General features: G+C 73.4%; 20 protein-coding genes. 13 read left to right on the top strand and 7 right to left on the bottom strand.

All coding sequences use genetic code 11. The annotated features are described in order from the left end of the window. Window positions 1-375 precede the first annotated feature (375 nt). Window positions 376-2,547, top strand: coding sequence for a SpoIIE family protein phosphatase (locus tag ACF1GV_RS28895; protein ID WP_391686109.1), 2,172 nt, complete (start codon window positions 376-378; stop codon window positions 2,545-2,547). A 131-nt stretch (window positions 2,548-2,678) separates the two neighbouring features. Here the strand turns inward: ACF1GV_RS28895 and ACF1GV_RS28890 are convergent, their stop codons facing one another. Continuing rightward, complete coding sequence (locus tag ACF1GV_RS28890) at window positions 2,679-4,037, bottom strand: S1 family peptidase (RefSeq protein WP_391686107.1); 1,359 nt, start codon at window positions 4,035-4,037, stop codon at window positions 2,679-2,681. Window positions 4,038-4,259: 222 nt separating this feature from the next. On the opposite strand from ACF1GV_RS28890, the gene ACF1GV_RS28885 reads away from it, so the two are divergent. From ACF1GV_RS28885 to ACF1GV_RS28865, 5 genes are all read left to right on the top strand, one after another. Beyond that, entirely contained in the window at window positions 4,260-4,673 is a 414-nt protein-coding gene (locus ACF1GV_RS28885) for a PaaI family thioesterase (RefSeq protein WP_391686105.1), read from the top strand. Between the two features lie 395 nt (window positions 4,674-5,068). Next, window positions 5,069-5,284 (top strand): type A2 lantipeptide, encoded by a 216-nt coding sequence (locus ACF1GV_RS28880; protein ID WP_391686103.1) that lies wholly within the window; start codon window positions 5,069-5,071, stop codon window positions 5,282-5,284. A gap of 95 nt (window positions 5,285-5,379) precedes the next feature. Continuing rightward, complete coding sequence (locus tag ACF1GV_RS28875; protein WP_391686451.1) at window positions 5,380-6,186, top strand: HlyD family efflux transporter periplasmic adaptor subunit; 807 nt, start codon at window positions 5,380-5,382, stop codon at window positions 6,184-6,186. Further along, on the top strand, window positions 6,183-8,408 hold the full coding sequence (locus ACF1GV_RS28870) for an NHLP family bacteriocin export ABC transporter peptidase/permease/ATPase subunit (RefSeq protein WP_391686101.1): 2,226 nt from the start codon (window positions 6,183-6,185) through the stop codon (window positions 8,406-8,408). The genes ACF1GV_RS28875 and ACF1GV_RS28870 overlap by 4 nt, the downstream gene beginning before the upstream one ends. 1 nt (window position 8,409) lies before the next feature. Continuing rightward, a complete protein-coding gene (locus tag ACF1GV_RS28865) occupies window positions 8,410-11,226 on the top strand; it encodes an NHLP bacteriocin export ABC transporter permease/ATPase subunit (RefSeq protein WP_391686099.1) in 2,817 nt (938 codons plus the stop codon). 22 nt (window positions 11,227-11,248) lie between these two features. Here the strand turns inward: ACF1GV_RS28865 and ACF1GV_RS28860 are convergent, their stop codons facing one another. Continuing rightward, window positions 11,249-11,776 (bottom strand): SRPBCC family protein, encoded by a 528-nt coding sequence (locus ACF1GV_RS28860; protein WP_391686097.1) that lies wholly within the window; start codon window positions 11,774-11,776, stop codon window positions 11,249-11,251. Window positions 11,777-11,782: 6 nt separating this feature from the next. Further along, a complete protein-coding gene (locus ACF1GV_RS28855) occupies window positions 11,783-12,157 on the bottom strand; it encodes an ArsR/SmtB family transcription factor (RefSeq protein ID WP_391686095.1) in 375 nt (124 codons plus the stop codon). A gap of 91 nt (window positions 12,158-12,248) precedes the next feature. On the opposite strand from ACF1GV_RS28855, the gene ACF1GV_RS28850 reads away from it, so the two are divergent. From ACF1GV_RS28850 to ACF1GV_RS28830, 5 genes are all read left to right on the top strand, one after another. Continuing rightward, window positions 12,249-13,259 (top strand): Ppx/GppA family phosphatase, encoded by a 1,011-nt coding sequence (locus ACF1GV_RS28850; protein WP_391686448.1) that lies wholly within the window; start codon window positions 12,249-12,251, stop codon window positions 13,257-13,259. Further along, complete coding sequence (locus ACF1GV_RS28845; protein ID WP_391686093.1) at window positions 13,256-13,459, top strand: hypothetical protein; 204 nt, start codon at window positions 13,256-13,258, stop codon at window positions 13,457-13,459. The genes ACF1GV_RS28850 and ACF1GV_RS28845 overlap by 4 nt, the downstream gene beginning before the upstream one ends. 184 nt (window positions 13,460-13,643) lie before the next feature. After that, window positions 13,644-14,669 carry an iron-containing redox enzyme family protein gene (locus tag ACF1GV_RS28840; RefSeq protein WP_391686091.1) on the top strand — a complete coding sequence of 342 codons (1,026 nt, stop codon included), beginning with the start codon at window positions 13,644-13,646 and terminating at the stop codon, window positions 14,667-14,669. A gap of 21 nt (window positions 14,670-14,690) precedes the next feature. Continuing rightward, complete coding sequence (locus ACF1GV_RS28835) at window positions 14,691-15,344, top strand: HemK2/MTQ2 family protein methyltransferase (protein WP_391686089.1); 654 nt, start codon at window positions 14,691-14,693, stop codon at window positions 15,342-15,344. Next, a complete protein-coding gene (locus tag ACF1GV_RS28830; RefSeq protein WP_391686087.1) occupies window positions 15,325-15,603 on the top strand; it encodes a CDGSH iron-sulfur domain-containing protein in 279 nt (92 codons plus the stop codon). Before ACF1GV_RS28835 ends, ACF1GV_RS28830 begins: the two co-directional genes overlap by 20 nt. Window positions 15,604-15,814: 211 nt before the next feature. Here ACF1GV_RS28830 and ACF1GV_RS28825 read toward each other — a convergent pair whose 3' ends face one another. Further along, window positions 15,815-16,237, bottom strand: a complete 423-nt coding sequence (locus ACF1GV_RS28825) for a subtilase-type protease inhibitor (protein WP_391686085.1) — start codon at window positions 16,235-16,237, stop codon at window positions 15,815-15,817. Window positions 16,238-16,615: 378 nt separating this feature from the next. On the opposite strand from ACF1GV_RS28825, the gene ACF1GV_RS28820 reads away from it, so the two are divergent. Together ACF1GV_RS28820 and ACF1GV_RS28815 are read left to right on the top strand one after the other, a co-directional pair. After that, window positions 16,616-17,785 carry a lactate 2-monooxygenase gene (locus ACF1GV_RS28820; protein ID WP_391686083.1) on the top strand — a complete coding sequence of 390 codons (1,170 nt, stop codon included), beginning with the start codon at window positions 16,616-16,618 and terminating at the stop codon, window positions 17,783-17,785. Beyond that, window positions 17,782-18,756 (top strand): 2-hydroxyacid dehydrogenase, encoded by a 975-nt coding sequence (locus tag ACF1GV_RS28815; RefSeq protein ID WP_391686081.1) that lies wholly within the window; start codon window positions 17,782-17,784, stop codon window positions 18,754-18,756. Before ACF1GV_RS28820 ends, ACF1GV_RS28815 begins: the two co-directional genes overlap by 4 nt. An 18-nt stretch (window positions 18,757-18,774) precedes the next feature. Here the strand turns inward: ACF1GV_RS28815 and ACF1GV_RS28810 are convergent, their stop codons facing one another. From ACF1GV_RS28810 to ACF1GV_RS28800, 3 genes are all read right to left on the bottom strand, one after another. Then, window positions 18,775-20,409, bottom strand: coding sequence for an RICIN domain-containing protein (locus tag ACF1GV_RS28810; protein WP_391686079.1), 1,635 nt, complete (start codon window positions 20,407-20,409; stop codon window positions 18,775-18,777). A gap of 405 nt (window positions 20,410-20,814) precedes the next feature. Further along, entirely contained in the window at window positions 20,815-21,192 is a 378-nt protein-coding gene (locus ACF1GV_RS28805; RefSeq protein WP_391686077.1) for a toxin Doc, read from the bottom strand. Window positions 21,193-21,195: 3 nt separating this feature from the next. Beyond that, a complete protein-coding gene (locus ACF1GV_RS28800) occupies window positions 21,196-21,441 on the bottom strand; it encodes a hypothetical protein (protein WP_361629682.1) in 246 nt (81 codons plus the stop codon).

Below are 21,441 nucleotides of genomic sequence, written 5' to 3'. Positions count from 1 at the left end.
GTGGTGAACGCGTGCCCCATTGTTGGCGTTCGTGACGTACCCCGGTGGCGGAGATCCGGCCAACGCGGGGCGCGGGGGCGCACAGGCACAGCCCGTGCACCGCCCCGCGCCTCGACTGCCCGGGCATGATCGACCGCAAGGGGGGTAGTCGGTTCGGTCGCGTGAGCGCGGGGGCGTCGGCAGCCGATCCTCCCGCGCGGCGGGCCGCCGCGACGACCGGTGCCCCCGCCGTCGCGGCGGCTCGCGGGCGCTCGCCGTGCGCGGCTCGGCCCGGCAAGGCAGATTTGTTCCCTGGGACCTCCCCGGGGCTTTCCGGCCTGCCCGCGGGGAATCCGTTCAACGCCGGGTCCGCGGCCCACGCGGGCGGGCGAGGAGGTGGTCGGCGTGAGCGACGGGCAGCCGCCCGGGCAGGCAGCGCCGGCCCACGAGGAGCCGGACCGCGGACCGGCCCCCCGGGAGCCCGGCGGCGGGCCGCTGCTGTCACTGGCCCTGACGGCGATGCTGGAGGACGTCGGGGCGCACTCGGGCGCGGTGTACCTGCGGGTTCCCGACGAGCCGGTGCTGGAGATGGCCGTGATGGTCGGGCTGCCCCGGGCGTTCGCCGCCCCGTGGGAGCGGGTGGGGCTGAGCGCCCCGATCCCGGTCGCGGAGGCGGCCCGCGAGCGGCGCGCGGTCTGGGTGGGCGGCGAGGAGGAGATGGCCCGCCGCTACCCCCGCATCTCGGTGGTGCTCCCCTACCCCTTCGGGCTGGCCGCGCTGCCGGTGGCCACCGACTCCGCGGTGTACGGGGCGGTGTTCGTCACCTGGCCCGGCGGGCGTCCGGCCGAGCCGCAGGGGGAGGACCTGCGGCGGCTGGCCCAGGCCTGCGACCGTCTCGCACGGCAGCTGGAGCGGGCCGCCACCGAGGGCCGGCCGCTGCGGCCCGAACCCGATCTGCTCGCCACGCCGCCCCCGGAGGGCCTGACCGGCTCGCTCGGCTCGGCCGAGGCGGCCAGGATGGTGGCGCGGCTGCCGTACGGGCTGTGCTCGCTGGATCTGAACGGCCATGTCTCCTTCGCCAACGCGGCGGCGGCCGAGCTGCTGGGCGTCGACGTCGCCACGCTGCTCGGCAACCAGCCGTGGGCCACGCTGCCCTGGCTGCGCGATCCGATGTACGAGGACCGCTACCGGGCCGCGCTGATCAGCCAGCAGGTCACGTCGTTCGTGGCGATGCGCCCGCCCGGCACCTGGCTGTCGTTCCGCCTGTATCCGAGCACGACCGGGCTGAGCGTGCGCATCTCCCGGGCCCGGGCGGTGTCGGAGCTGTACCGGGCCGGTCCGCAGCCCGGGGACGCCCCGTCCCGGCTGGTGACCATCTCGCAGGTGCTGAGCCTGGCCGGCGCGCTGACCGAGGCGGTGGGCGTGCAGGACGTGGTGGAGCTGGTGGCACAGGAGCTGGCCCCGGCCATCGGCAGCCGGGCCGTCGTGCTGCTCGGCTCGCGGGCCGGCCGGCTGCACGTGCTGGGACATCGCGGCTACCCGGACGCGCACATCGTGGAGCGGTTCGACGGCACCCCGCTGACCGAACCGACGCCCGGTGTACAGGCCCTCACCAGTGGGGTACCGGGGTTCTTCGCCTCGCAGCCGGAGCTGGAGCGGCTGTACCCGTCCCGCCAGGCCACCCCTGACGGCTTCGCGGCCTGGGCGTACCTGCCGCTCATCGCCTCCGGCCGGCCGGTCGGCACCTGCGTCCTCGCCTACACCGAGCCGCATCCCTTCCCGGCCGACGAGCGGGCGGTGCTGACGAGTCTGGGAGGGCTGATCGCGCAGGCCCTGGAACGTGCCCTGCTGTACGACGTCAAGCACCAGCTGGCGCACGGGCTGCAGGAGGCGCTGCTGCCGCACTCGCTGCCGCGGCTGCCCGGCATCGACGCCGCCGCCCGCTATCTTCCCGCGACCCGCGGGATGGACATCGGCGGCGACTTCTACGATCTGGTGCCCTCCCCGCCGCTGGCGGCGGCGGTCATCGGCGACGTGCAGGGGCACAACGTGACGGCGGCGGGGCTGATGGGGCAGATCCGCACGGCGGTGCGGGCGTACACGACCGTCGGGCACAGCCCGGGTGAGGTCATGAGCGCCACCAACCGGCTGCTGATCGAGCTCGGCTCGGAGCTGTTCGCGTCCTGCCTGTATCTGCGGCTCGACCCGGGGCATGGGCGCGCGGTGATGGCGCGGGCCGGGCATCCGCCGCCGCTGCTGCGCCGGCCGGGCGGGCGGGTGAAGGTGCTCGACCGGGCGGGCGGTCCGCTGCTGGGCATCGACACGGCGGCCGCGTACGCGACGACCGAGGTCGAACTGGCGCCGGGTGCGCTGCTCCTGCTGTACACCGACGGGCTGATCGAGTCCCCGGGCACCGACATAGGGGACGCGCTGGCCGAGCTGTCCGAGCGGCTCGCCGCCTGCGGGAACGTGCCCCTGGACGAACTCGCCGACGGTCTCGTCGCGCAGTACGCGGCCGGGGAGGAACGGATCGACGACGTGGCGCTGATGCTGCTCCGGGCGCGGTGAGACGGGGGCGGGGGCACGGCGGTGTGCGGCGCTGTGAGCGGTCCGGCCCTCCCACCGGAGGGCCGGACCGTCTCCCCTGCCGGCCGGGAACCGCGGGTGAGGCCGGTCAGGGGGTTCGGGGTGGGGCGAGGTCAGTTGGTCCCGGTGAGCGCGGAGCCGTCCGACGCGCCGGAGCCGTCCTGAGCGCCGGAGCCGTCGCCCGCGCCGGAACCGTCCTGAGCGCCGGAACCGTCGCCCGCGCCGGAACCGTCCTGAGCGCCGGAACCGTCGCCCGCGCCGCTGCCGGACTGGTCACCGCCGGCCTGCTGGTCACCGCCGGCCTGCTGATCGCCCGCGCCCTGGCCCGCGCCGCCGGTTCCGGCAGCGGAACCGCCGCCCGCGCCCAGCGTCGCTCCCGTCGCCTGCAGTGCCGTCGTGACCGGCTGGAAGAACGTCTCCCCGCCGGAGGTGCAGTCGCCGCTGCCGCCGGAGGTGAGCCCGACCGCGAGGCCGTCCTGGGTGAACAGGGAGCCACCGCTGTCGCCGGGTTCGGCGCACACGTTCGTCTGGATGAGCCCGGTGACCGTGCCCTCGGGGTAGTTGACGGTGGCGTCGAGGCCGAGGACCTGCCCGTCGTGCAGTCCCGTCGTACTGCCCATCCGGAAGACCTGCTGTCCGACGGTCGCCTCCGCGGCCTGGCTGATCTGCACGGTCTGCCCGCCGCCGACGTTCACCTCGCTCGGCGCCTGCGTGTTCGGGTCGTCGTACTTCACGAGGGAGAAGTCGCCGTTGCCGGGGAAGACGGCCTGGTCGACGGTGGCGATCGGCTGTCCGTTCTGGGCGTCGGACCACTGCTTGGCGGCGACCCCGCAGTGACCGGCCGTCAGGAAGGCGGGCGAGCCGTCGGACGCCGTGACGTTGAAGCCGAGGGAGCAGCGCGCCCCGCCGCCGAAGATGGCGTCGCCGCCGGAGACAAAGGTCTTGAAGGTGCCGGCGGACTTCTGCACGGTGGCCATGCCGGGGCCCAGGCGCCGCACGGTCGCCTGGAGCCGGTCCCACCGCGCGCCGGTGACGGTGCGGTCGGCGGTGACCCGGAGTTTGTTCGTGCGCGGGTCGATCGCCCACGCGGTGCCGGGTATGGAGGCCTGCGCCTTCAGCGTGTGGGCGCCCGACTCGAGGGCGGCCAGGCTGTGGGCGACCTCGCGGACGGCCGCGCCCGCCTTCTTGGCCTGCGCGACGACGTTGTTGTTGTCGCCGGGGACGACATTGACGACGAGTTGGCGCTTGCCCGCGTCGTAGTAGGAGCCGGCGAAGGAGTCGCCCAGCAGTCCGGAGAGCTGCGCGGCCAGGCCCTGGGCGTCGGCCGCCTTGAGCGTGCGGGGGGCCGGCGTGCCCGAGGCGCCGTCCTGTGAGGCGTTGGCCTGGGGCAGCAGGATCGCCGCCGCGCCGAGCGCCGCCACACCGCCTGCCGCCATGGCTGCCTTGCGCTTCGGGATTCGCTTGTGACTCAACCTTCTCGCCCTCCTGGGGGTTGTGGGGGTCGGGGCCCTGTCAGCGGCGCCTGGATGGCCGTTGGTACGCAAGGGGCGGGCCAGGCGTTCAACGCGGTGCGTCAACTCGCGTGGCGCTGGCGGCGATTCGGTCGTCGGGTGAAGACGGATTCGGCCGCGGGGTGGACGGTGATCCGGCCAGGACACGGGCGTGGCGCGCGCCGCGTGGGAACAATCCCCTGCATGACGATGACCACCGCGGAAGCGGACAAGATCCTGGCCGGCAACTTCGCGCCCTGGGTGCTGGATCTGGGGCTGTCGGTGCAGGAGATCGAGGCGGGCCGGGCGGTGCTGCGGCTGCCCTGGTCGGACCGGCTGGCCCGGGAGGGCGGGGCGCTGTCGGGGCAGGCACTGATGGCGGCCGCCGACACGGCGACCGTGCTCGCCGTGTCGGCCTCGCGCGACGGCTACGTCCCGATGACGACCGTGCAGCAGTCGACGTCCTTCCAGCGCGCCGTGACGGGTGCGGATGTCCTGGTCACGGCGGTGCTCACCAAGCTGGGCCGCCGGATGGCCTTCGCGGACGTCTCCCTCGTCGACGCGGAGTCGGGCGAGCTGGCCGCGCACGCGACCACGGTGTACGCGCTGCTCGGCTGACACGATCGGTATCGGTCCGGCGACGGTCGGTTGCGGACACGTAACGGAATATCTGCTTCAGGGAATCTGCACATCGAATGCTCAACCAGGCCATCGGGCGCGGCGGATCTGCACAACCGCACGGCGCCCGGTCTTCGTTTGCGCCATGTGTCCGATTCGGCCGGCGGGCGGCAAGCGGAGGTGTGCGACGAAGCGGAGCACGGTGTGAAGAAGTCGCCGACGCGGCGTGCGCACGCCTGCACCTTTGGGTCGGCGAGCGGCACAAGTGCCCAGGTGAGAGCGATGGTTGATTGGAATCGCGCGGTCACCGCGTGCTTTTATCCAACGCACCGCAGGGATCCCCCGTGGCCCCCGGTACCCCCTTGTGAAATACCCATACGAAGGGAAGTTCCATCATGAACTCCACCCCCCAGGTTGAGACCGTCGAGATCTCCGACGCCGAGCTCGACAACGTCTCCGGCGGTCTGTCCCTCAACGCCCTGAACACCGTCACCGGTGCCGTCAACGGCGTTGCCCCGGTCGCCGGCCTGGTGGACACGGCCGTCGGCACCGTCGAGGGTGTCACCGGCCTGAACGTCGCCCCGGTCACCAACCTGGTCGCCGGTCTCTGATCGCACCCTTTGTGCTCCCCGGGTCCCGGAAGCCGCCCCCCGGCTCCGGGACCCACGGGTGTGCCCAGGGCTTTTCGTTCCCGATGTAGGTGACCGTGCAGTTCCGCCAACAGGCCCTCGCCAAGCTCCAGTCGCCGGAGGAGCTCGATCTTCCGGTGCGTCTCGCCCGCCCGCAGGGCTGGCTCGTGCTGTCGGTGACGGTGGTCGCGATCGTGGCCGCGTCGGTGTGGGCGGTGACCGGTTCCGTGGCCTCCACGGTCGGCGCGCCGGCCGTTCTCACGCACGGAGAGGGCAGTTACGTCCTGCAGAGCCCGGTCGCGGGACAGGTGACGGCGGTCCTCGCCGAGGAGGGCGCGCGGCTGCCCGCCGACGCCCCGGTGCTGAAGGTCCGTACGGCCGAGGGCGAGACCACGGTCCGCACGGTCGCGGCGGGCCGGATCACGGCGCTCGCCGCCACCATCGGGCAGATCATCTCCACCGGCGCGAACGTCGCGGCCGTGGAGAAGGTCGCCCACGCCGGCGACCCGCTCTACGCGACCGTGTACGTCCCGGCGGAGAACGCCTCCACCATCCCCGCGCACGCCGCCGTGGACCTGACCGTGCAGACGGTGCCGGCCCAGCAGTACGGCGTACTGCGCGGCCATGTGAAGTCCGTGGACCGCGCCGCCCAGTCGGCGCAGGCCATCGGCGCGTTCCTCGGGGACAGCCAGCTCGGCGAGCAGTTCACGAAGAAGGGCCGCCCGGTCGCCGTCACGGTCGAGCTGGACACGTCGTCACGCACGAAGAGCGGCTACCGCTGGTCCTCCGCGGACGGGCCGCCGTACCCCCTGACCTCCATGACCCTGGCCACGGGTTCGATCCACCTGGCTGATCAGCGTCCCGTCGATTGGCTGCTGCCGTGACCACCGCCGCTCCCGAGACCCGGGGCCGCCGCCGCGCCGCCCCGCCCAAGCGGTCCGTGCCGAAGCCGCGCAGGAAGACCGTGCGCACCCCGACCGTGCTGCAGATGGAGGCCGTGGAGTGCGGCGCCGCCTCCCTGGCGATGGTGCTCGGCCACCACGGCCGGCATGTCCCGCTGGAGGAGCTGCGCATCGCCTGCGGCGTCTCCCGCGACGGCTCGCGCGCCTCCAACCTGCTGAAGGCCGCCCGCAGTTACGGCCTGACCGCCAAGGGCATGCAGATGGACCTGGCGGCACTCGCCGAGGTCAAGGCGCCCGCGATCCTGTTCTGGGAGTTCAACCACTACGTCGTCTACGACGGGATGGGCCGCCGCTTCGGCCGCCGGGGCGTGTTCGTCAACGACCCCGCCAAGGGCCGCCGGTTCGTGACCCTGGAGGACTTCGACGGCAGCTTCACCGGTGTGGTACTGGTCATGGAGCCGGGCGAGAACTTCACCACGGGCGGTCGCAGACCCGGCGTGTGGGGCGCGATGCCCGCCCGGCTGACGGGCACCGCGGGCACCCTGCCGGCCGCGGTGCTGGCGAGCCTGCTGCTGGTGCTGGTGGGCGCCGCGGTGCCGGCGCTGAGCCGCACCTATATCGACATGTTCCTGATCGGCGGGCAGACCTCGCTGCTGGGCGTGCTGTTCACGTCCATGGCGGCGTGCGTCGCGCTCACGGTCGCACTGACCTGGCTGCAGCAGGCGAACCTGCACCACGGCCGGATCATCTCCTCGACGCTCTCCAGCGCCCGCTTCCTGCGGCATCTGCTGCGGCTGCCGGTGACCTTCTTCTCCCAGCGCAGCCCGGCCGACCTGGTGCAGCGGCTGCAGTCCAACGACCAGGTCGCCGAGACCCTGTCCCGTGATCTGGCGGCGGCGGGCGTGGACGCGGTGGTCGTCGTGCTGTACGCGCTCCTGCTGTACACCTACGACCCGCAGCTGACGGTCGTCGGCATCGGCGTGGCCCTGCTGAACGTCGTCGCCATGCGGGTGGTCATCCGGCTGCGGGCGACGCGCACGGCGAAGCTGCGCGCGGACAGCGCCCGGCTGACGAACACCGCCTACACCGGTCTGCAGCTGATCGAGACGATGAAGGCGACCGGTGGCGAGGACGGCTACTTCCGCAAGTGGGCCGGGCAGCACGCCACCACGCTGGAGGAGCAGCAGCGGCTCGGGGTGCCGAGCGCCTGGCTGGGCGTGGTCGCGCCGACACTCGCCACGCTGAACAGCGCGCTGATCCTGTGGATCGGCGGCATGCGGGCCATCGAGGGGCACATCTCGGTCGGTCTGTTGGTCGCCTTCCAGGCGCTGGTGACCCGGTTCACCGCTCCCCTGACCCGGCTGAACGGCGTCGCGGGGCGCATCCAGGACTTCGCCGCGGACGTGGCCCGGCTGAAGGACGTGGAGAACTTCCGCGCCGACCCGCTCTACGACCGCAAGAGCGGCGCGGACTCCACGCGCCGGCTGCACGGCCATGTCGAGCTGCAGAACATCACCTTCGGCTACAGCCCGCTGGACAAGGCGCTGCTGACCGGCTTCGACCTGACGGTGGGCCCCGGCCGGCAGGTGGCCCTGGTGGGCGGCTCGGGCAGCGGCAAGTCGACGGTGTCCCGGCTGATCGCGGGCCTGTACACACCGTGGGAGGGCGTGATCCGCATCGACGGTCAGCGCCTGGAGGACATCCCGCGCGGCGCGCTGGCGGCCTCGGTGTCCTTCGTCGACCAGGACGTGTTCCTGTTCGAGGGCACCGTCCGCGACAACGTGGCGCTGTGGGACCCGTCGATCCCCGACGACGCCGTGCTGGAGGCGCTGCGCGACGCCGCCCTGTACGACGTGGTGATGCGCCGGCCCGGCGGCATCCACAGCCGCGTGGAGCAGGACGGCCGCAACTTCTCCGGCGGGCAGCGCCAGCGGCTGGAGATCGCGCGGGCCCTGGTGCGCCGTCCGAGCATCCTCGTCCTGGACGAGGTCACCAGCGCCCTGGACGCGGAGACCGAGCAGATCGTGATGGACAATCTGCGCCGCCGCGGCTGCGCCTGCGTGGTGATCGCGCACCGGCTGAGCACGGTGCGCGACAGCGACGAGATCGTCGTGCTCCAGCACGGCCAGATCGTGGAGCGCGGGCGACACGAGGAGCTGGTGGCACGCGGCGGCGCGTACGCGGCGCTGGTCAGGGAGCGGTGAGATGACGGCCGTACACGAAGGCGACCTGGTACTCGGCGCGCTCGGGCAGCTGGGCACACCGCTGCACTGCGCGGGCCTGGGCCGGCTGGACCTGGAGGGTCCGCAGACGCTGTGGCTGGTCGCGGCCGGGGCGCTGGACCTGTTCGCGGTGGACGCCGCCGAGCAGGGCCACTGGCACCACCTGGGCCGGCTGGAGGCGGGCTCGCTGCTGCTCGGGCCGGTCGCAGGTCCCCAGCACACGCTCGTCGCCCGCCCGGTGCGCGACTGCGTCGTGCACCGCATCGCGCTGCGCGAGCTGTACCAGCCCGCGCAGACGCAGACCTGGTCCTACGACGAGTACGGCAACCCCCAGTACGTGCCGCCGACGACGAGCCCGCTGGAGTACGCCCTCGCACTCGGCGTGGGCCGCGGTCTGTCGATCCTGTTCCAGGCGCCGATGGCCGACGAACGCCCGGCGGAGATCACGGACGACGACGTGTTCTGGATGCAGGTGCCGCCCGGCAGCGTCCAGTACGGCTCCCTGTACGGCCAGGAGGCGGCCGCCGACCTGCTGATGGACCCGGCGGTGTGGCAGGGCATGGTCGATCAGCAGTACCGGCTGCTGGCCACCCTGGACCGCTGGATCGAGCAGCTGGAGCGCACCCACGAAACCCGCACGGCCGCCGGCATCAAGGCCGGTGAGGCGGTACGCGCCCAGGCCGACCGGACCCTGCTCGCCTCCATCGGGCGCACCTCGGCCAAGCGCACCACGTCCGCCGACGCGGACGCCACCTACGCGGCCTGCAAGCTGGTCGCCGAGGCCGCCGGGATCACGCTGACCGCACCGCCGCAGTCCGGCACCGGTGACGACCGCCTCGACCCGGTCGAGCGGGTCGCGCTCGCCTCGCGGCTGCGCACGCGCGCGGTACGCCTGCACGGCCGCTGGTGGCGGGAGAACGCGGGCCCGCTGGTCGGTCACCGGGCGCTGTCCGGTGCGCCGGTGGCGCTGCTGTGGCGGCGCGGCGGCTACGTCGCCGTCCACCCGTCGACCGGACGGGAGACACCGGTGGAGAAGGCGAACTCCGGGGAGTTCGAGCCGCGCGCGGTGATGTTCTACCGGCCGCTGCCCGAGAAGGGACTCGGACCGCTGGGGCTGATGCGGTTCACACTGCGCGGCACCCGCTCGGACCTGACGTGGCTGCTGCTGGCCGGGCTGGTGACGGTGGCGATCGGCGCACTGGTGCCGGTGGCGACGGGCCGGGTGCTCGGCGAGTACGTGCCGCGGGCGCAGTCCGGGCCGATCGTGCAGGTGTGCCTGGCGGTGATGGTCTCCAGTGTGGTGGCGGCGGCGTTCATGCTGCTGCAGAACCTCACCATCCTGCGGTTGGAGGGACGCATCGAGGCCACGCTGCAACCGGCCGTGTGGGACAGGCTGCTGCGGCTGCCGACGACGTTCTTCGCGCAGCGCTCCACGGGCGAGCTGGCCAGCGCGGCGATGGGCGTCAGCGCGATGCGCCGGCTGCTGGCGGGCGTCGGCCCGTCGGTGGCGCAGTCGGTCACCATCGGCGCGATGAATTTGGGACTGCTGCTGTGGTACAGCGTGCCCATGGCCATGGCGGCGATCGGCATGCTGGTGGTGATCGCGGGCGTGTTCACGGCGCTGGGGCTGTGGCAGGTGCGCTGGCAGCGCAAGCTGGTGGTGCTCTCCAACCAGCTGAACAACCAGGCCTTCCAGACCCTGCGCGGACTGCCGAAGCTGCGGGTGGCGGCGGCCGAGAACTACGCGTACGCGGCGTGGGCGTCTGAGTTCGCGCGCAGCCGTGAGCTGCAGCAGCGGCTCGGGCGCATCAAGAATCTCAACTCGGTGCTGGGCGCGGTGTATCTGCCCCTGTGCTCGCTGGTGATGTTCATGCTGCTGGCCGGCCCGGCGCGCGGCGCGCTGTCGGCGGCCGACTTCCTGACCTTCAACACGTCGGTGACGATGCTGCTGACCTCGGTCACCCAGCTGACCGGCGCGTTCGTCTCCGCGGTGGCGGCGCTGCCGCTGTTCGAGGAGATCAGGCCGGTGCTTCAGGCCGCGCCCGAGGTGGCCGCGGCGAGCACCCGGCCGGGCCCGCTGTCCGGGGCGATCGAGGCGCGCCGGCTGTCGTTCCGCTACTCCGACGACGGGCCGCTCGTCCTGGACGACGTGTCGTTCGAGGTGCGCCCGGGCGAGTTCGTGGCGGTCGTCGGCCCGAGCGGCTGCGGCAAGTCGACCCTGCTGCGCCTGCTCATCGGCTTCGACAAGCCGGTCTCGGGGAGCGTCCTGTACGACGGGCAGGACCTGGCCGCCCTCGACCAGTCCGCGGTACGGCGGCAGTGCGGGGTGGTGCTGCAGCACGCGCAGCCGTTCACCGGCTCGATCCTGGACGTCATCTGCGGCACCGAGCCGTACACGCCGGAGGAGGCGATGGCGGCGGCCGAGTTGGCGGGGCTCGCGGAGGACATCCAGCGGATGCCGATGGGCCTGCACACCATCGTCGCCGGCAACGGGGCGATCTCCGGCGGGCAGCGGCAGCGGCTGATGATCGCGCAGGCGCTGATCAGGCGCCCGCGGATCCTGTTCTTCGACGAGGCGACCAGTGCCCTGGACAACGAGACGCAGCGCACGGTGATCGAGTCGACGAAGGCGCTGAACGCGACGCGGATCGTGATCGCCCACCGTCTGTCGACGGTGCTGGACGCGGACCGCGTGATCGTGATGGAGAACGGCAGGGTGGCCCAGCAGGGGCCGCCCGCGCAGCTGCTCGCCGACACGGGAGGGCGGCTGCACGAGCTGGTGCGGCGGCAGATGGCGTGACCCCTTCCTGCGGCGCTACGGGTCAGTCCAGGCCGGGTACGGGGGCGCCGGAGGGGACGCCTGCGTCGATGTAGGCGGCGTAGAGCGCCTTCCAGTCGGCGGTGGGACCGGCGTGCGGGCCCTGGAGGCGTTCGCCGCGCGCGGCGGCGTCGAGTGCGGCGAGGCACACCTCCCAGCCGGCGCCGTTGCGGGCGGCGGTGTCCGGTGCGGCGAGGACGTCGGTGAGGCTGAAGAGGGTGCGTCCCCCGGTGAGTTCCTCCAGGTCGAAGTGGAGTTCGTCGTCGCCCCAGGAGAAGGACAGGTGCCGCGGGGGGTCGACCGCGATGACCCGGCCGGTGGACTCCGGCATGTTCGGGTCGCCGCGGAAGGTGACGGTGCCGCCGGGACGGAGGTCGAACGCGGCGCGGGCGGGGAACCACCGGGCGAGTTCGTCCGGGTCGGTGGCGAAACGCCAGACGCGGTCCACGGGGTGGTCGTAGGTGCGGCTGAAACGGACGGCGGGGCGGCCGTCGTCGAGCGTGAGGTAGGTACCGGTGAGGTCGGCGGCCATGGCGGATCAGTCCTTCGGGGTGGGGGGCTGCCGAGGGGGCTCGGGGGCCCCGGTGTTCCCGGACGCGTCCGGCGCACCGTCGAGGTGGCGGCCGAGGGCGTCCAGGCTCGTGTTCCACAGCCTGCGGTAGGGGGCGAGCCAGGCGTCCAGCGCGGCGATCGGGGCCGGGTCGAGGGCGTAGACGCGGCGCTGCGCGTCCTGCCGTACCCGGACCAGACCGGCCTGTCTGAGCACCTTCAGGTGCTTGGACGTGCTGGGCTGGCTCAGTCCGCGGGCCTCGACGATCTCGCCGACGGACCGCGGCCGCTCCAGAAGCAGCGCGACGATGGCGCGCCGGTGCGGGTCGGCGAGGGCGGCCCACAACGAGATGTCGTCGGACATAACCCCAATATGCCTCCGTGGTTATATGCCGGTCAAGGAATGGGCCGGTGCGTTCCGGCATGATCCCGGTGCGCTGGGTACCCGCCACGCCATGCGGATGAGTGTGGTTGACGTCGGATCGAACACGGTCCGGCTGGTGGTGGCGGACGCGGAAGGCGGGGTGCCGCTGCCGGTGCACACCGCCAAATGGCGACTCAGGCTGGGGCAACGGGTCAGACCCGGGGACCCGATCCCCGAGGAGGACGTGGAGCAGCTCGCCGAGGCGGTCGCCGGGGCGGGCCGGACGGCGGCGAAGTGGGGCGCGGCGGGGCCGCTGGCGTTCGCGACCGCGGTCGTGAGCGCCGCGCCGAACCGGGGCGAGGTCCTGCGCGAGGTGCGGGCCCGCACGGGTGTGGAGCTGTGCACGCTGCCGGGTGAGCTGGAGGCCGAGCTGACGTTTCTCGCGGCGCGGCGCTGGATGGGCTGGCGGTCGGGACCGCTGGCGCTGCTGGACATCGGCGGCGGGTCGCTCGAGGTCGCCTTCGGGCGCGGCCGGCTGCCGGACTTCGTGGCCTCGCTGCCGCTGGGCGCGGCGCGGCTGACCCATGAGTTCCTCGAGGACGGCCAGGATCCGCCGGCGCCGGAACAGCTGAAGGCGCTGCGCCGCCGGGTACGCCACCAGCTGCGGGACGTGGCGGCGCGGATCCGCTGGGAGGGCCCGCGCACGGCGGCCGCCACCTCGCGCACCTTCCAGCAGCTGGGGCGGCTGTGCGGGGCGGCGCCCGGCCGGCACGGGCCGTTCGTGGAACGGGAACTGCGCCGCGCGGACCTGCGCCGGGCCGCCGCCCGGCTGGCCGAGCTGCCGGCCGCGGAACGGGCCGCGCTGCCCGGCATCTCCGCGCCGCGCTCCGCCCAGAGCCTCGCCGGTGCGGTGGTCGGGCACACGGCGATGAAGTTGACCGGACTGCGAGCGGTCGTGGTCTGCCCATGGGCGATCCGCGAGGGCGTGATGCTGCGGCATATCGAGGACGGTCCGTCCTGGTGGGCGGAGATCTGCCGTCGGGCCGAGGACACGGCACCGCCCGACCCGGTGCCGCTGCGGATCGCGACGGTGACGAAGTGAACGGCGACAGCGAGGAGAACCACGACATGGCCGAGGACACCGACCGCCGCCCCGAGACCGCCCTGGGGGAGGTCCTGCGCGAGGTGGAGGACGCCGAGAAGCGCGTCACGGACGACGAGCGGGACAAGCACCGCCGGGGCGAGGCCGGGGAGGCCATCACGCCCAACGTCCGCGCCGAGGAGGAGTCGCAGGGCGACTGAACGCGCGGGCGGGCCGCGCGGCGGAGGTACGCCGATCGCCTCCGCCGTGCGGCCCGTCGCCCCGAGCCGGGACCCGGATCCGTTTCCGGGCCCCGGCTCGCGTGTACCCGGCGGCGCGCGGGCCCGGCTCGCGTATGCCCGGGGCGCCACGCGTGTCTTCAGCGGGCCCGGGTACCCAGGCGGCATGGCACATGATCTCCGAGGACCTCGGCTGCCGTCGGCCCGCGGCCCCCTGTCCGGGGCCGTCCTGGACCATCTGCGCGGCACCGGTCCGCTGCCCGCCGCCCCCGCGGTGGCCGGCGCGGACCCGTACGGCGACGACCTGCAGCTCGCTCTGTACCTGTGCTACGAGCTGCACTACCGGGGCTTCGCCGGGGTGCCCGACGACCGGGAGTGGGACCCCGACCTGCTGCGCACCCGGGCCGCGCTGGAGCACCGCTTCCTGGCGGCGCTGCGCGCGGACACACCGGTGCACGACAGCGTCGAGGAGGCCGTCGGTGACCTGCTGGTGGAACCGGCCGACGGCACCGGCGTCAGCCACCACCTGTGCGAGAAGGGCGAGCTGTGGCAGCTGCGCGAGTACGCGGCGCACCGCTCCCTGTATCACCTGAAGGAGGCCGACCCGCACGCCTGGGTGCTGCCCCGGCTGACGGGGCGGGCCAAGGCGGCGATGGCGGCCGTGGAGTTCGACGAGTTCGGCGGCGGCCGGGCCGACCGGGTGCACGCCCGCCTGTTCGCCGACCTGATGACGGACCTCGGGCTGGACACCACGTACGGCCGCTACCTGGACGCGGCCTGCGCTCAGATGCTGGCCGTCGTGAACCTGATGTCGCTCTTCGGCCTGCACCGCGAACTGCGCGGCGCCCTGGTGGGCCACTTCGCCGACGTGGAGATCACCTCCTCCCCCGGCTCCCGGCGGCTCGCGGAGGCGATGCGCCGCGCGGGTGCGGGCCCGGCCGCCGTGTTCTTCTACGACGAGCACGTGGAGGCGGACGCCGTGCACGAGCAGATCGTCCGCCACGAGGTGATCGACGGCCTGCTGGCGGACGAACCGCACCTCGCGCCCGACGTGGTCTTCGGCATCGACGCCACCGAATACCTGGAGGGCCGCCTCGCCGACCGCCTGCTGGACGCCTGGCGTACGGGCGCCTCCTCCCTGCGGACGCCCCTGGACGCCCCGACCGCCACAGAAGTGCCTCATATTTCCTGATCGAGGGGGAACCCGACGCCCGTGACTCCTCTGGTGCTCCCGGGCGTGTACGCCCCTCAGGACGACACCCGGCTCCTGGCCGGGGCGCTGTGTGACGAGCCGCTCCCGCGGGGCGCGGCCGTGCTGGACGTGGGAACCGGCAGTGGCGCGCTGGCCCTGGAGGCCGCCCGCCTCGGCATGCGGGTGACAGCCGTCGACGTGTCGCGGCGGGCGGTGTGGAGCGCTCGGCTGAACGCATGGCGGTCCGGTCTGCGACTGCGCATCCGGCGCGGAAACCTGTTCGAGCCGGTGCGCGGGCAGTCTTTCGACCTCATCGTGGCCAACCCGCCCTACGTTCCGGCCCCCGATGGCCACCGGACGCCGCGCGGGGCGGCCCGCGCCTGGGACGCGGGAGGCGACGGCAGGCTGCTGCTGGACCGGATCTGCCGCGAGGCGCCCGGCCTGCTGCGCCCCGGCGGCATCCTGCTGATCGTCCACTCCGCGCTGAGCGACCCCGAACAGACCCTGATCTGTCTGCGTGCGGCCGGGCTGAAGGCGTCGGTGATCCGGCGCCACCGGATCGGCTTCGGACCGGTGCTGCGCGAGCGGCAGGGCTGGCTGCGGGCGCGGGGGCTGCTGTCCGCCGAGGACACGAGCGAGGAACTGGTGGTGGTCCGTGCCGAACTCCCCGTCTGACCCGCCCCGCAGGATCAAGGTCCAGCGCCCCGGCCCGCTGCTGGTGGAGGGCCCGGTGGAGGTGGAGCTGGAGGACGGCACCACCGTCTCCTCCGACCGCTTCCGTGTCGCGCTGTGCACCTGCCGGCGCAGCCGCCGCTACCCGTGGTGCGACACGAGCCACCGCAGGACGGCGAAGCCGGACGCCCCGGCCCGCGACGGCGGCCGCGGGACGCACCCGGCCCAGGGCCGCACGGACCCGGCCCGCCGGGACGACTGACCCGGGGGCACAAGCAGAAGCAGAGCCGGCCCTCCGGTGTGACCGGAGGGCCGGCTCTGCTCGCACCAGCACGATGCCGGGGGTCGGCCGGCGGCCCCACTCCGCCTGGCCGACCCCCGGTGCGAGATCACACGCCGCCCCGCAACAGGGGCTCGCACTCCCCACCTGCGAGCCTCGCGCGGCGTTTCACGGGGTCCGTGTGATCCCGGTCCTAGAACGCGAAGACGGTCGGCCCGTGGGCGGTCTTCACGCACTCGTTGGCGAAGGTCCGTTCGTAGGAGACGCGCTTGCCCTGCCAGACGCCGTCGACGGTGACGACGACCGGGTCGTACTGCTTGGTGCACAGCGGTTCGGCGCCGGCGTTCAGCGCGTCGAGGTCGCCGCCGGCCAGGCGGAGTTCGGCGCAGGCCGCGGCGGGGTCCGGGTGGGTGCCGGAGGCCGTGGGCGCGCAGGAGAGGGTGACCGCACGGGCCGGGGTGGCGCTCGCGGCGCTGTCTCCGTGGCCGAGGGTCAGGACGAGCGCCGAGGGCGCGTAGAGCGAGGCCGGGGCGGCGTGGGCGGCGCCGGCCAGGGGGCCGCAGACGGCGGTGGCCGTCAGGGTAAGAGCCGCTGCCCAGCGCGCGGGGTTCCGCATTGTGTGCATCCTTCCGCTTCGATTCGGGGGTGGTGCCGGCCGTGTCCTCGGTCAGAGGCCGCGACGGCGAGCGCCACTCTGCCGAGTCCGCTGCCGAAACTCACATCGACCCCATGGGTTTAAGTAACCTTGCGTATTGAATCAGTGGCGTGAAGTGACGTAATTCGAACGTTCCAATGCCGGTTCCAAGCGCTTTCGATCATGAGAACCGGTCAAATGACGCGATTCACTCCGTCAGTTAATCGTCCGGAAACATTCCGCTTCAGCGCTCGGAGAGCCCCGGAACGACTCGCTCCGTTCACCTTGCGCCTGCCGTGACCGCCCTACCGGTCGGTATGGTCTGGCACCACGGTCCTTGTGACGAGAGGCGGATCCGGTATGGCCAAGCACTGGGCGGACTTCCAGTACGAGATCTACCTGAACGGGATGACGGGCGCGGTGCCCCGCCTGCCCACCGACCTGACCCGGCTGGAGGAACTGACCGAACAGCGGCTCGGCCCCGCTCCCGTCGGCTATGTGGCCGGCAGCGCGGGCGACGGCAGCACCGCCCGCGCCAACCGGGCCGCCCTGGAGCGCCGCAGGATCGTGCCGCGGATGCTGCGTGACGTACGCGAGCGTGACCTGTCGGTTCAGGTGCTGGGCCGCCCGCTGCCGGCGCCGCTCGCGCTGGCCCCGGTCGGCGTGCTGTCGATCATGCACCCGGACGCGGAGCCGGCCGCAGCCCGGGCCGCCGCCGCGCAGGGGGTGCCGTACGTCCTCTCCTCCGCCTCCAGCACGCCGATGGAGCAGGTCGCGAAGGCGATGGGGGAGGCCGAGCGGTGGTTCCAGCTGTACTGGCCCAAGGACCCTGAGGTGGCCCTCAGTTTCCTGGACCGGGCGAAGGCGAGCGGGTTCAGCGTGCTCGTGGTCACGCTCGACACCCCGTTGCTGTCCTGGCGGCCGCGCGACCTCGACCAGGCGTATCTGCCGTTCCTGCACGGCGTGGGCACGGCCAACTACTTCTCCGACCCGGCCTTCCGGGCGGGCCTGGCCAAGCCGGTGGAGGAGGATCCGAACGCTGCCGTGATGCACTTCGTCGGCATGTTCGCCGACCCGGGCAAGACGTGGCCGGACCTGGAGTTCCTGCGCGAGAACTGGGACGGTCCGATCGTGCTCAAGGGGGTCCTGCACCCGGATGACGCGCGCCGAGCGGCGAACGCCGGGATGGACGGTGTGGTGGTGTCCAACCACGGCGGCCGCCAGGTGGCCGGCGCCATCGCCGCCGCGGACGCCCTGCCCCGGGTGGTGGAGGCGGTCGGCGACCGGCTCGAGGTGCTGTTCGACAGCGGCGTGCGCACCGGCGACGACGTCTTCAAGGCGCTCGCGCTCGGCGCACGGGCGGTGCTGCTGGGACGGCCGTACGTCTACGGTCTCGGCCTGGACGGGCAGGCGGGCGTGGAACACGTGATCCGCTGTCTGCTCGCCGAACTCGACCTCACCCTCGCCCTGTCGGGGCACGCCGGCCCCGGCACGGTCGGCGCCGACGACCTCGCCGAGGAGATCGCGTGAGCGCCCGCCGCAACGTGCTCGCGGTCGTCCCGCCGCACGTCGGCGGCCGGGCCGCGGGCGCCGGACTCGCCTCCGTCTTCCCCGGCGACACGCACGTCACCGTCGTCGAGAGCACCGACGAGGACCCGGCGGCCCTGCGCGCGGCGCATGCCGTCGTCACGGCGCTGGCCCCGGTCACCGCCGGTCACCTCGCAGCCGCCGAACAACTGGAGCTGGTGCAGTGCGCGAGCCACGGCTACGACTACGTGGACGTGACGGCAGCGCGCGCCCGCGGCGTCACCGTGTGCACGATCGGCTCCACGGGCGCGGAGGCGCAGAACGTCGCCGAGCAGACGTTCGCCCTCATGCTGGCCCTCGCCAAGCAACTCGTCCCGGCCCACACCGCGTTGACACAAGGCGACTGGGCACTGCCCCGGCTCACGCGATCGATCACGGAGCTGTCGGGCAAGACGCTCGGCATCGTCGGCCTCGGCGGGATCGGACAGCAGGTGGCGCGCCGGGCCGCCGCGTTCGACATGACCGTGCTGTACACGGCCCGCAGCCGGGTGCCCCCGGAGACGGAGGCCCGCCTCACCGCCCGGCACGTCCCCCTCGACGAACTCCTCGCCGCCTGCGACTACGTCACCCTGCACGCGCCGCTCACGGAGGAGACCCGGCACCTGCTCGACGCGCGCCGGCTCGCGCTGCTGAAGCCGACGGCGTTCGTGGTCAACACCGCGCGGGGCGCCCTGATCGACCAGGACGCCCTCGCCGACGCCCTGGAGAAGGGCGCGCTCGCCGGAGCGGGCCTCGACGTCTTCGAGCCCGAACCCCCGACGCCGTCCCTGCGCCTTTTGAAGGCGCCGAACGTGGTGCTCTCCCCCCACGTCGGCGGCGTCACGCGCGAGACGGTCGTCCGCATCGGCGTGGCCGCGGTCCGCAACGCGGCGGCCTTCCTGGCGGGCGAACCACCGCGGGACGTGGTGACGTAGCCGCCCCGGGAGTCGCCGTCAGATGTGGTCCCGCAGATCCGCCGGGCGGCCCTGCCGGGCGCCCGCGCCGACCACCGACCGCGAGCCGGGGGCCGCCGACGGGTCGTCCGTGCTCCAGCGACGGGCGTCGGAACCGTCGCGGACGTTGACGACGATGTCGGCGCCCGGGTCTTCGGACACCGAGGCCAGGGCGAGCGACTCGTCCCAGCGGGGCAGCAGTTCGCCCCGCGCGGTCAGGTCGTAGCGCACGTCGTCGGCCCGCCGGTCGCCGCGCGGTGCGCACGGACCGAGGATGACGACCCCGGCGTCCGCGTGCGAGTCCAGGCACAGCTGGGGCGCGGCCGCGCTGCGCAGCAGCCCGTCGTCCTCGTAACCCCACTGCTGGGTCCAGGCCGAGGAGCACACCGCGAGCTGGACCTGGGCACCGGCTGCGGCCCGGCCGCTGATGTCGAGGCACAGCCCGGCGGCGACGTTGCGCAGCCTGGTGCGCCGGGGCGCTGTGGGCAGCTCGGCGGCTCCGGGCGGCGCGGTGGAGACGGCCGGCGGCAGCGAGGCGGTCGTACCCGGCGCACCGGGGGTGGTCGTACCCGGTGCGCCCGTGGCGGCGGCGGAGGCGGCCGGGCCGGTGCCGTGGCCGTCGTCGGACCACACCCCGCTCAGCAGAAGCATCGTCAGCAGCACGCCGGAGGCGAGGCCCGCCCCGGTGAGCAGCGTGCGCGTGGAGCGGGCACCGGGCAGAGGGCGACGCGGCCGCAGCCCGCGGCCGGGGCGGCCGCCTCGGTGGCGTGCGGAACCCCGGGGGAGGCCGCCGGCCCGGCCGCGGCGGCCGGGGCGGGAGTCGTGGTAGCGGCCGGCGCCCCAGCCGAGTACGGCCTCGGCGAGCAGGGTGCCCAACGCGGCCTCGAACTGCTCCAGTTGGTCGGCGGCCGCGCGGCAGTGGCGGCACTGGGCGAGATGCCGGCGCACCTCGGGCAGCAGCCCGCCGCCGCGGCGCAGGGGAATGTCGAGAAGACGGTTGTGATGGCGGCAGTCCGGGGTCGGCGCGAGTTCCCGATGGGCGCGCACGCAGCCCTCGCGGAGTTTTTCCCGGGCGTCCTCGTATGCGGCCGCCGCGGCTTCCTCGCTCATGCCGAGCAGGGTCGCGGGAACGGTTACCGGCTCGGCCTCCACGTCGATGTGCCACAGCAGGCACTGGGCCTCGGCGGGAAGGGCGTGGAATGCCCGCTCGGTCAGCCGGCGGTTTTCTGCTGTCATGTACTTGGCGACCCGCATACCGCGCCCGCCCGCCGGTTTGCGCAGCTGCGGCAGAGCCCCGGTTATCCGCTCGGCTCCGGCCCATTGCCGCACCGTGCCCCGGACGGCCAGCAGCAGCCGCGGGCGCAGCGCGGCAGCGGACTCCCCCAGCGTGAGCCGGTCGAGCACCTGATGGAAGGCGGCCGCCGTGACCATCGCCGCGACCTGCGCGGACGAGGCCAGGCAGATGACGGCGTAGTCGTGCACCGGCTGCCAGTGCCGTGCCATCAGCAGGGCCGTGGCCTGGGCGACGTCGTCGTCGGGGCCGCCGCGGGCCCGGGCGGCGAGCTCCTCTTCGGATTCCTCCACAAAGCCGCCGGAGAGCGGAAAGAGCGGACGAGGGGGGTGGGGGGTGGGCACGGTGAGCGGATTCCTTCCCACGCGCTGGGAACAACACAGGATCTCCGCGCGCCGTCAAGGCAACACGCGGTACGGCCTGCCTTTTCCGGCGCGCGGGGAAGCGCTCAGCCTTGCATACCCGACTTGCACCCAACAACCCACCCGGAGGGCGTCCCCGCCATTGACAGAAAGTCAGAATGCCGCTTCCCAATCCCCCCTTGTGGCAAGCGTTTTCGGGAATTTCCGCGCCCCGTGTGAAACGCGCGCACAGGCCCGTGCGGCGCGCACGCTCCCGGCCCGCCACGCGCTGTAGTCCACTGGACACGGCCTTACCTCGAAGGCCCCGCGCGGGACGGCGGCTCTCCCGCGCGAAACGGCCGCCGGCCTTGATCCTCCCGCCCTCGGCCGGCGGCCCGGAGGGAACGTTCAGATCTGCCAGGAGCGCAGCCGGTCGGCGGCGCGGTACACGTCCGCCTTGCCGGACATCAGATCGCGGGCGAGGTCGACCAGGGCGCCGTAGGGCGGGTCGATGCCGACACCGCTGACGAACATGTAGGCCACCGCCGTCGAACAGGCGAAGCGGGCGTTGGCCGAGGGCAGCGGCTTGAGCACGGCGAGGGTGTGGAGCAGGGCCGCGGCCCGCCAGGCGGGATCGGAGTTCACGCCGAGCCGCGGCGGGTCGACCCGGTGCCGGGCGACGGCGGCGACGAGCGCGGAGAAGTCGTTGATGGTGGGCTGCTCCGGCATGACCTCTTCATGCCGCTGCAGCAGCCAGGGGACGTCGATGTGCACGACGGAAGCCATCGCTCAGGCGACCCGCCCCTCGCCGCTCACCGGTGGCTCGTCGTCGGGGAAGGCGACGGCGAACTCCTCGGCATGGGCCGTGAAGAACCGCCGGAAGGCCTCCGCGCCCTCCTTCAGCGCCCGGTGCCGCGCGATGTCGGCGGCGGCCGCCTCCCGCACGAGCGCCTTCATCGACGTACCGCGTTCCTTGGCGATCTGTCGCAGGTCCTCTAGCTCGCGCTCGCTGAACTCCACATTCAGAGCTGGCAT

Origin of the sequence: Streptomyces sp. NPDC014006, assembly GCF_043088925.1 — a bacterium.
Taxonomy (GTDB): Bacteria; Actinomycetota; Actinomycetes; order Streptomycetales; family Streptomycetaceae; genus Streptomyces.
Note: the sequence above shows the minus strand (reverse complement) of the source record. Positions and strands in the feature narration are given on the sequence as shown.

Coding starts and splice junctions, on each gene's coding strand:
- ACF1GV_RS28820 (WP_391686083.1), top strand. CDS start 16,616: ATGGCCAAGCACTGGGCGGACTTCCAGTACGAGATCTACCTGAACGGG.
- ACF1GV_RS28850 (WP_391686448.1), top strand. CDS start 12,249: ATGCGGATGAGTGTGGTTGACGTCGGATCGAACACGGTCCGGCTGGTG.
- ACF1GV_RS28865 (WP_391686099.1), top strand. CDS start 8,410: ATGACGGCCGTACACGAAGGCGACCTGGTACTCGGCGCGCTCGGGCAG.
- ACF1GV_RS28855 (WP_391686095.1), bottom strand. CDS start 12,157: ATGTCCGACGACATCTCGTTGTGGGCCGCCCTCGCCGACCCGCACCGG.
- ACF1GV_RS28860 (WP_391686097.1), bottom strand. CDS start 11,776: ATGGCCGCCGACCTCACCGGTACCTACCTCACGCTCGACGACGGCCGC.
- ACF1GV_RS28825 (WP_391686085.1), bottom strand. CDS start 16,237: ATGCGGAACCCCGCGCGCTGGGCAGCGGCTCTTACCCTGACGGCCACC.
- ACF1GV_RS28800 (WP_361629682.1), bottom strand. CDS start 21,441: ATGCCAGCTCTGAATGTGGAGTTCAGCGAGCGCGAGCTAGAGGACCTG.
- ACF1GV_RS28805 (WP_391686077.1), bottom strand. CDS start 21,192: ATGGCTTCCGTCGTGCACATCGACGTCCCCTGGCTGCTGCAGCGGCAT.
- ACF1GV_RS28840 (WP_391686091.1), top strand. CDS start 13,644: ATGGCACATGATCTCCGAGGACCTCGGCTGCCGTCGGCCCGCGGCCCC.
- ACF1GV_RS28880 (WP_391686103.1), top strand. CDS start 5,069: ATGAACTCCACCCCCCAGGTTGAGACCGTCGAGATCTCCGACGCCGAG.
- ACF1GV_RS28885 (WP_391686105.1), top strand. CDS start 4,260: ATGACGATGACCACCGCGGAAGCGGACAAGATCCTGGCCGGCAACTTC.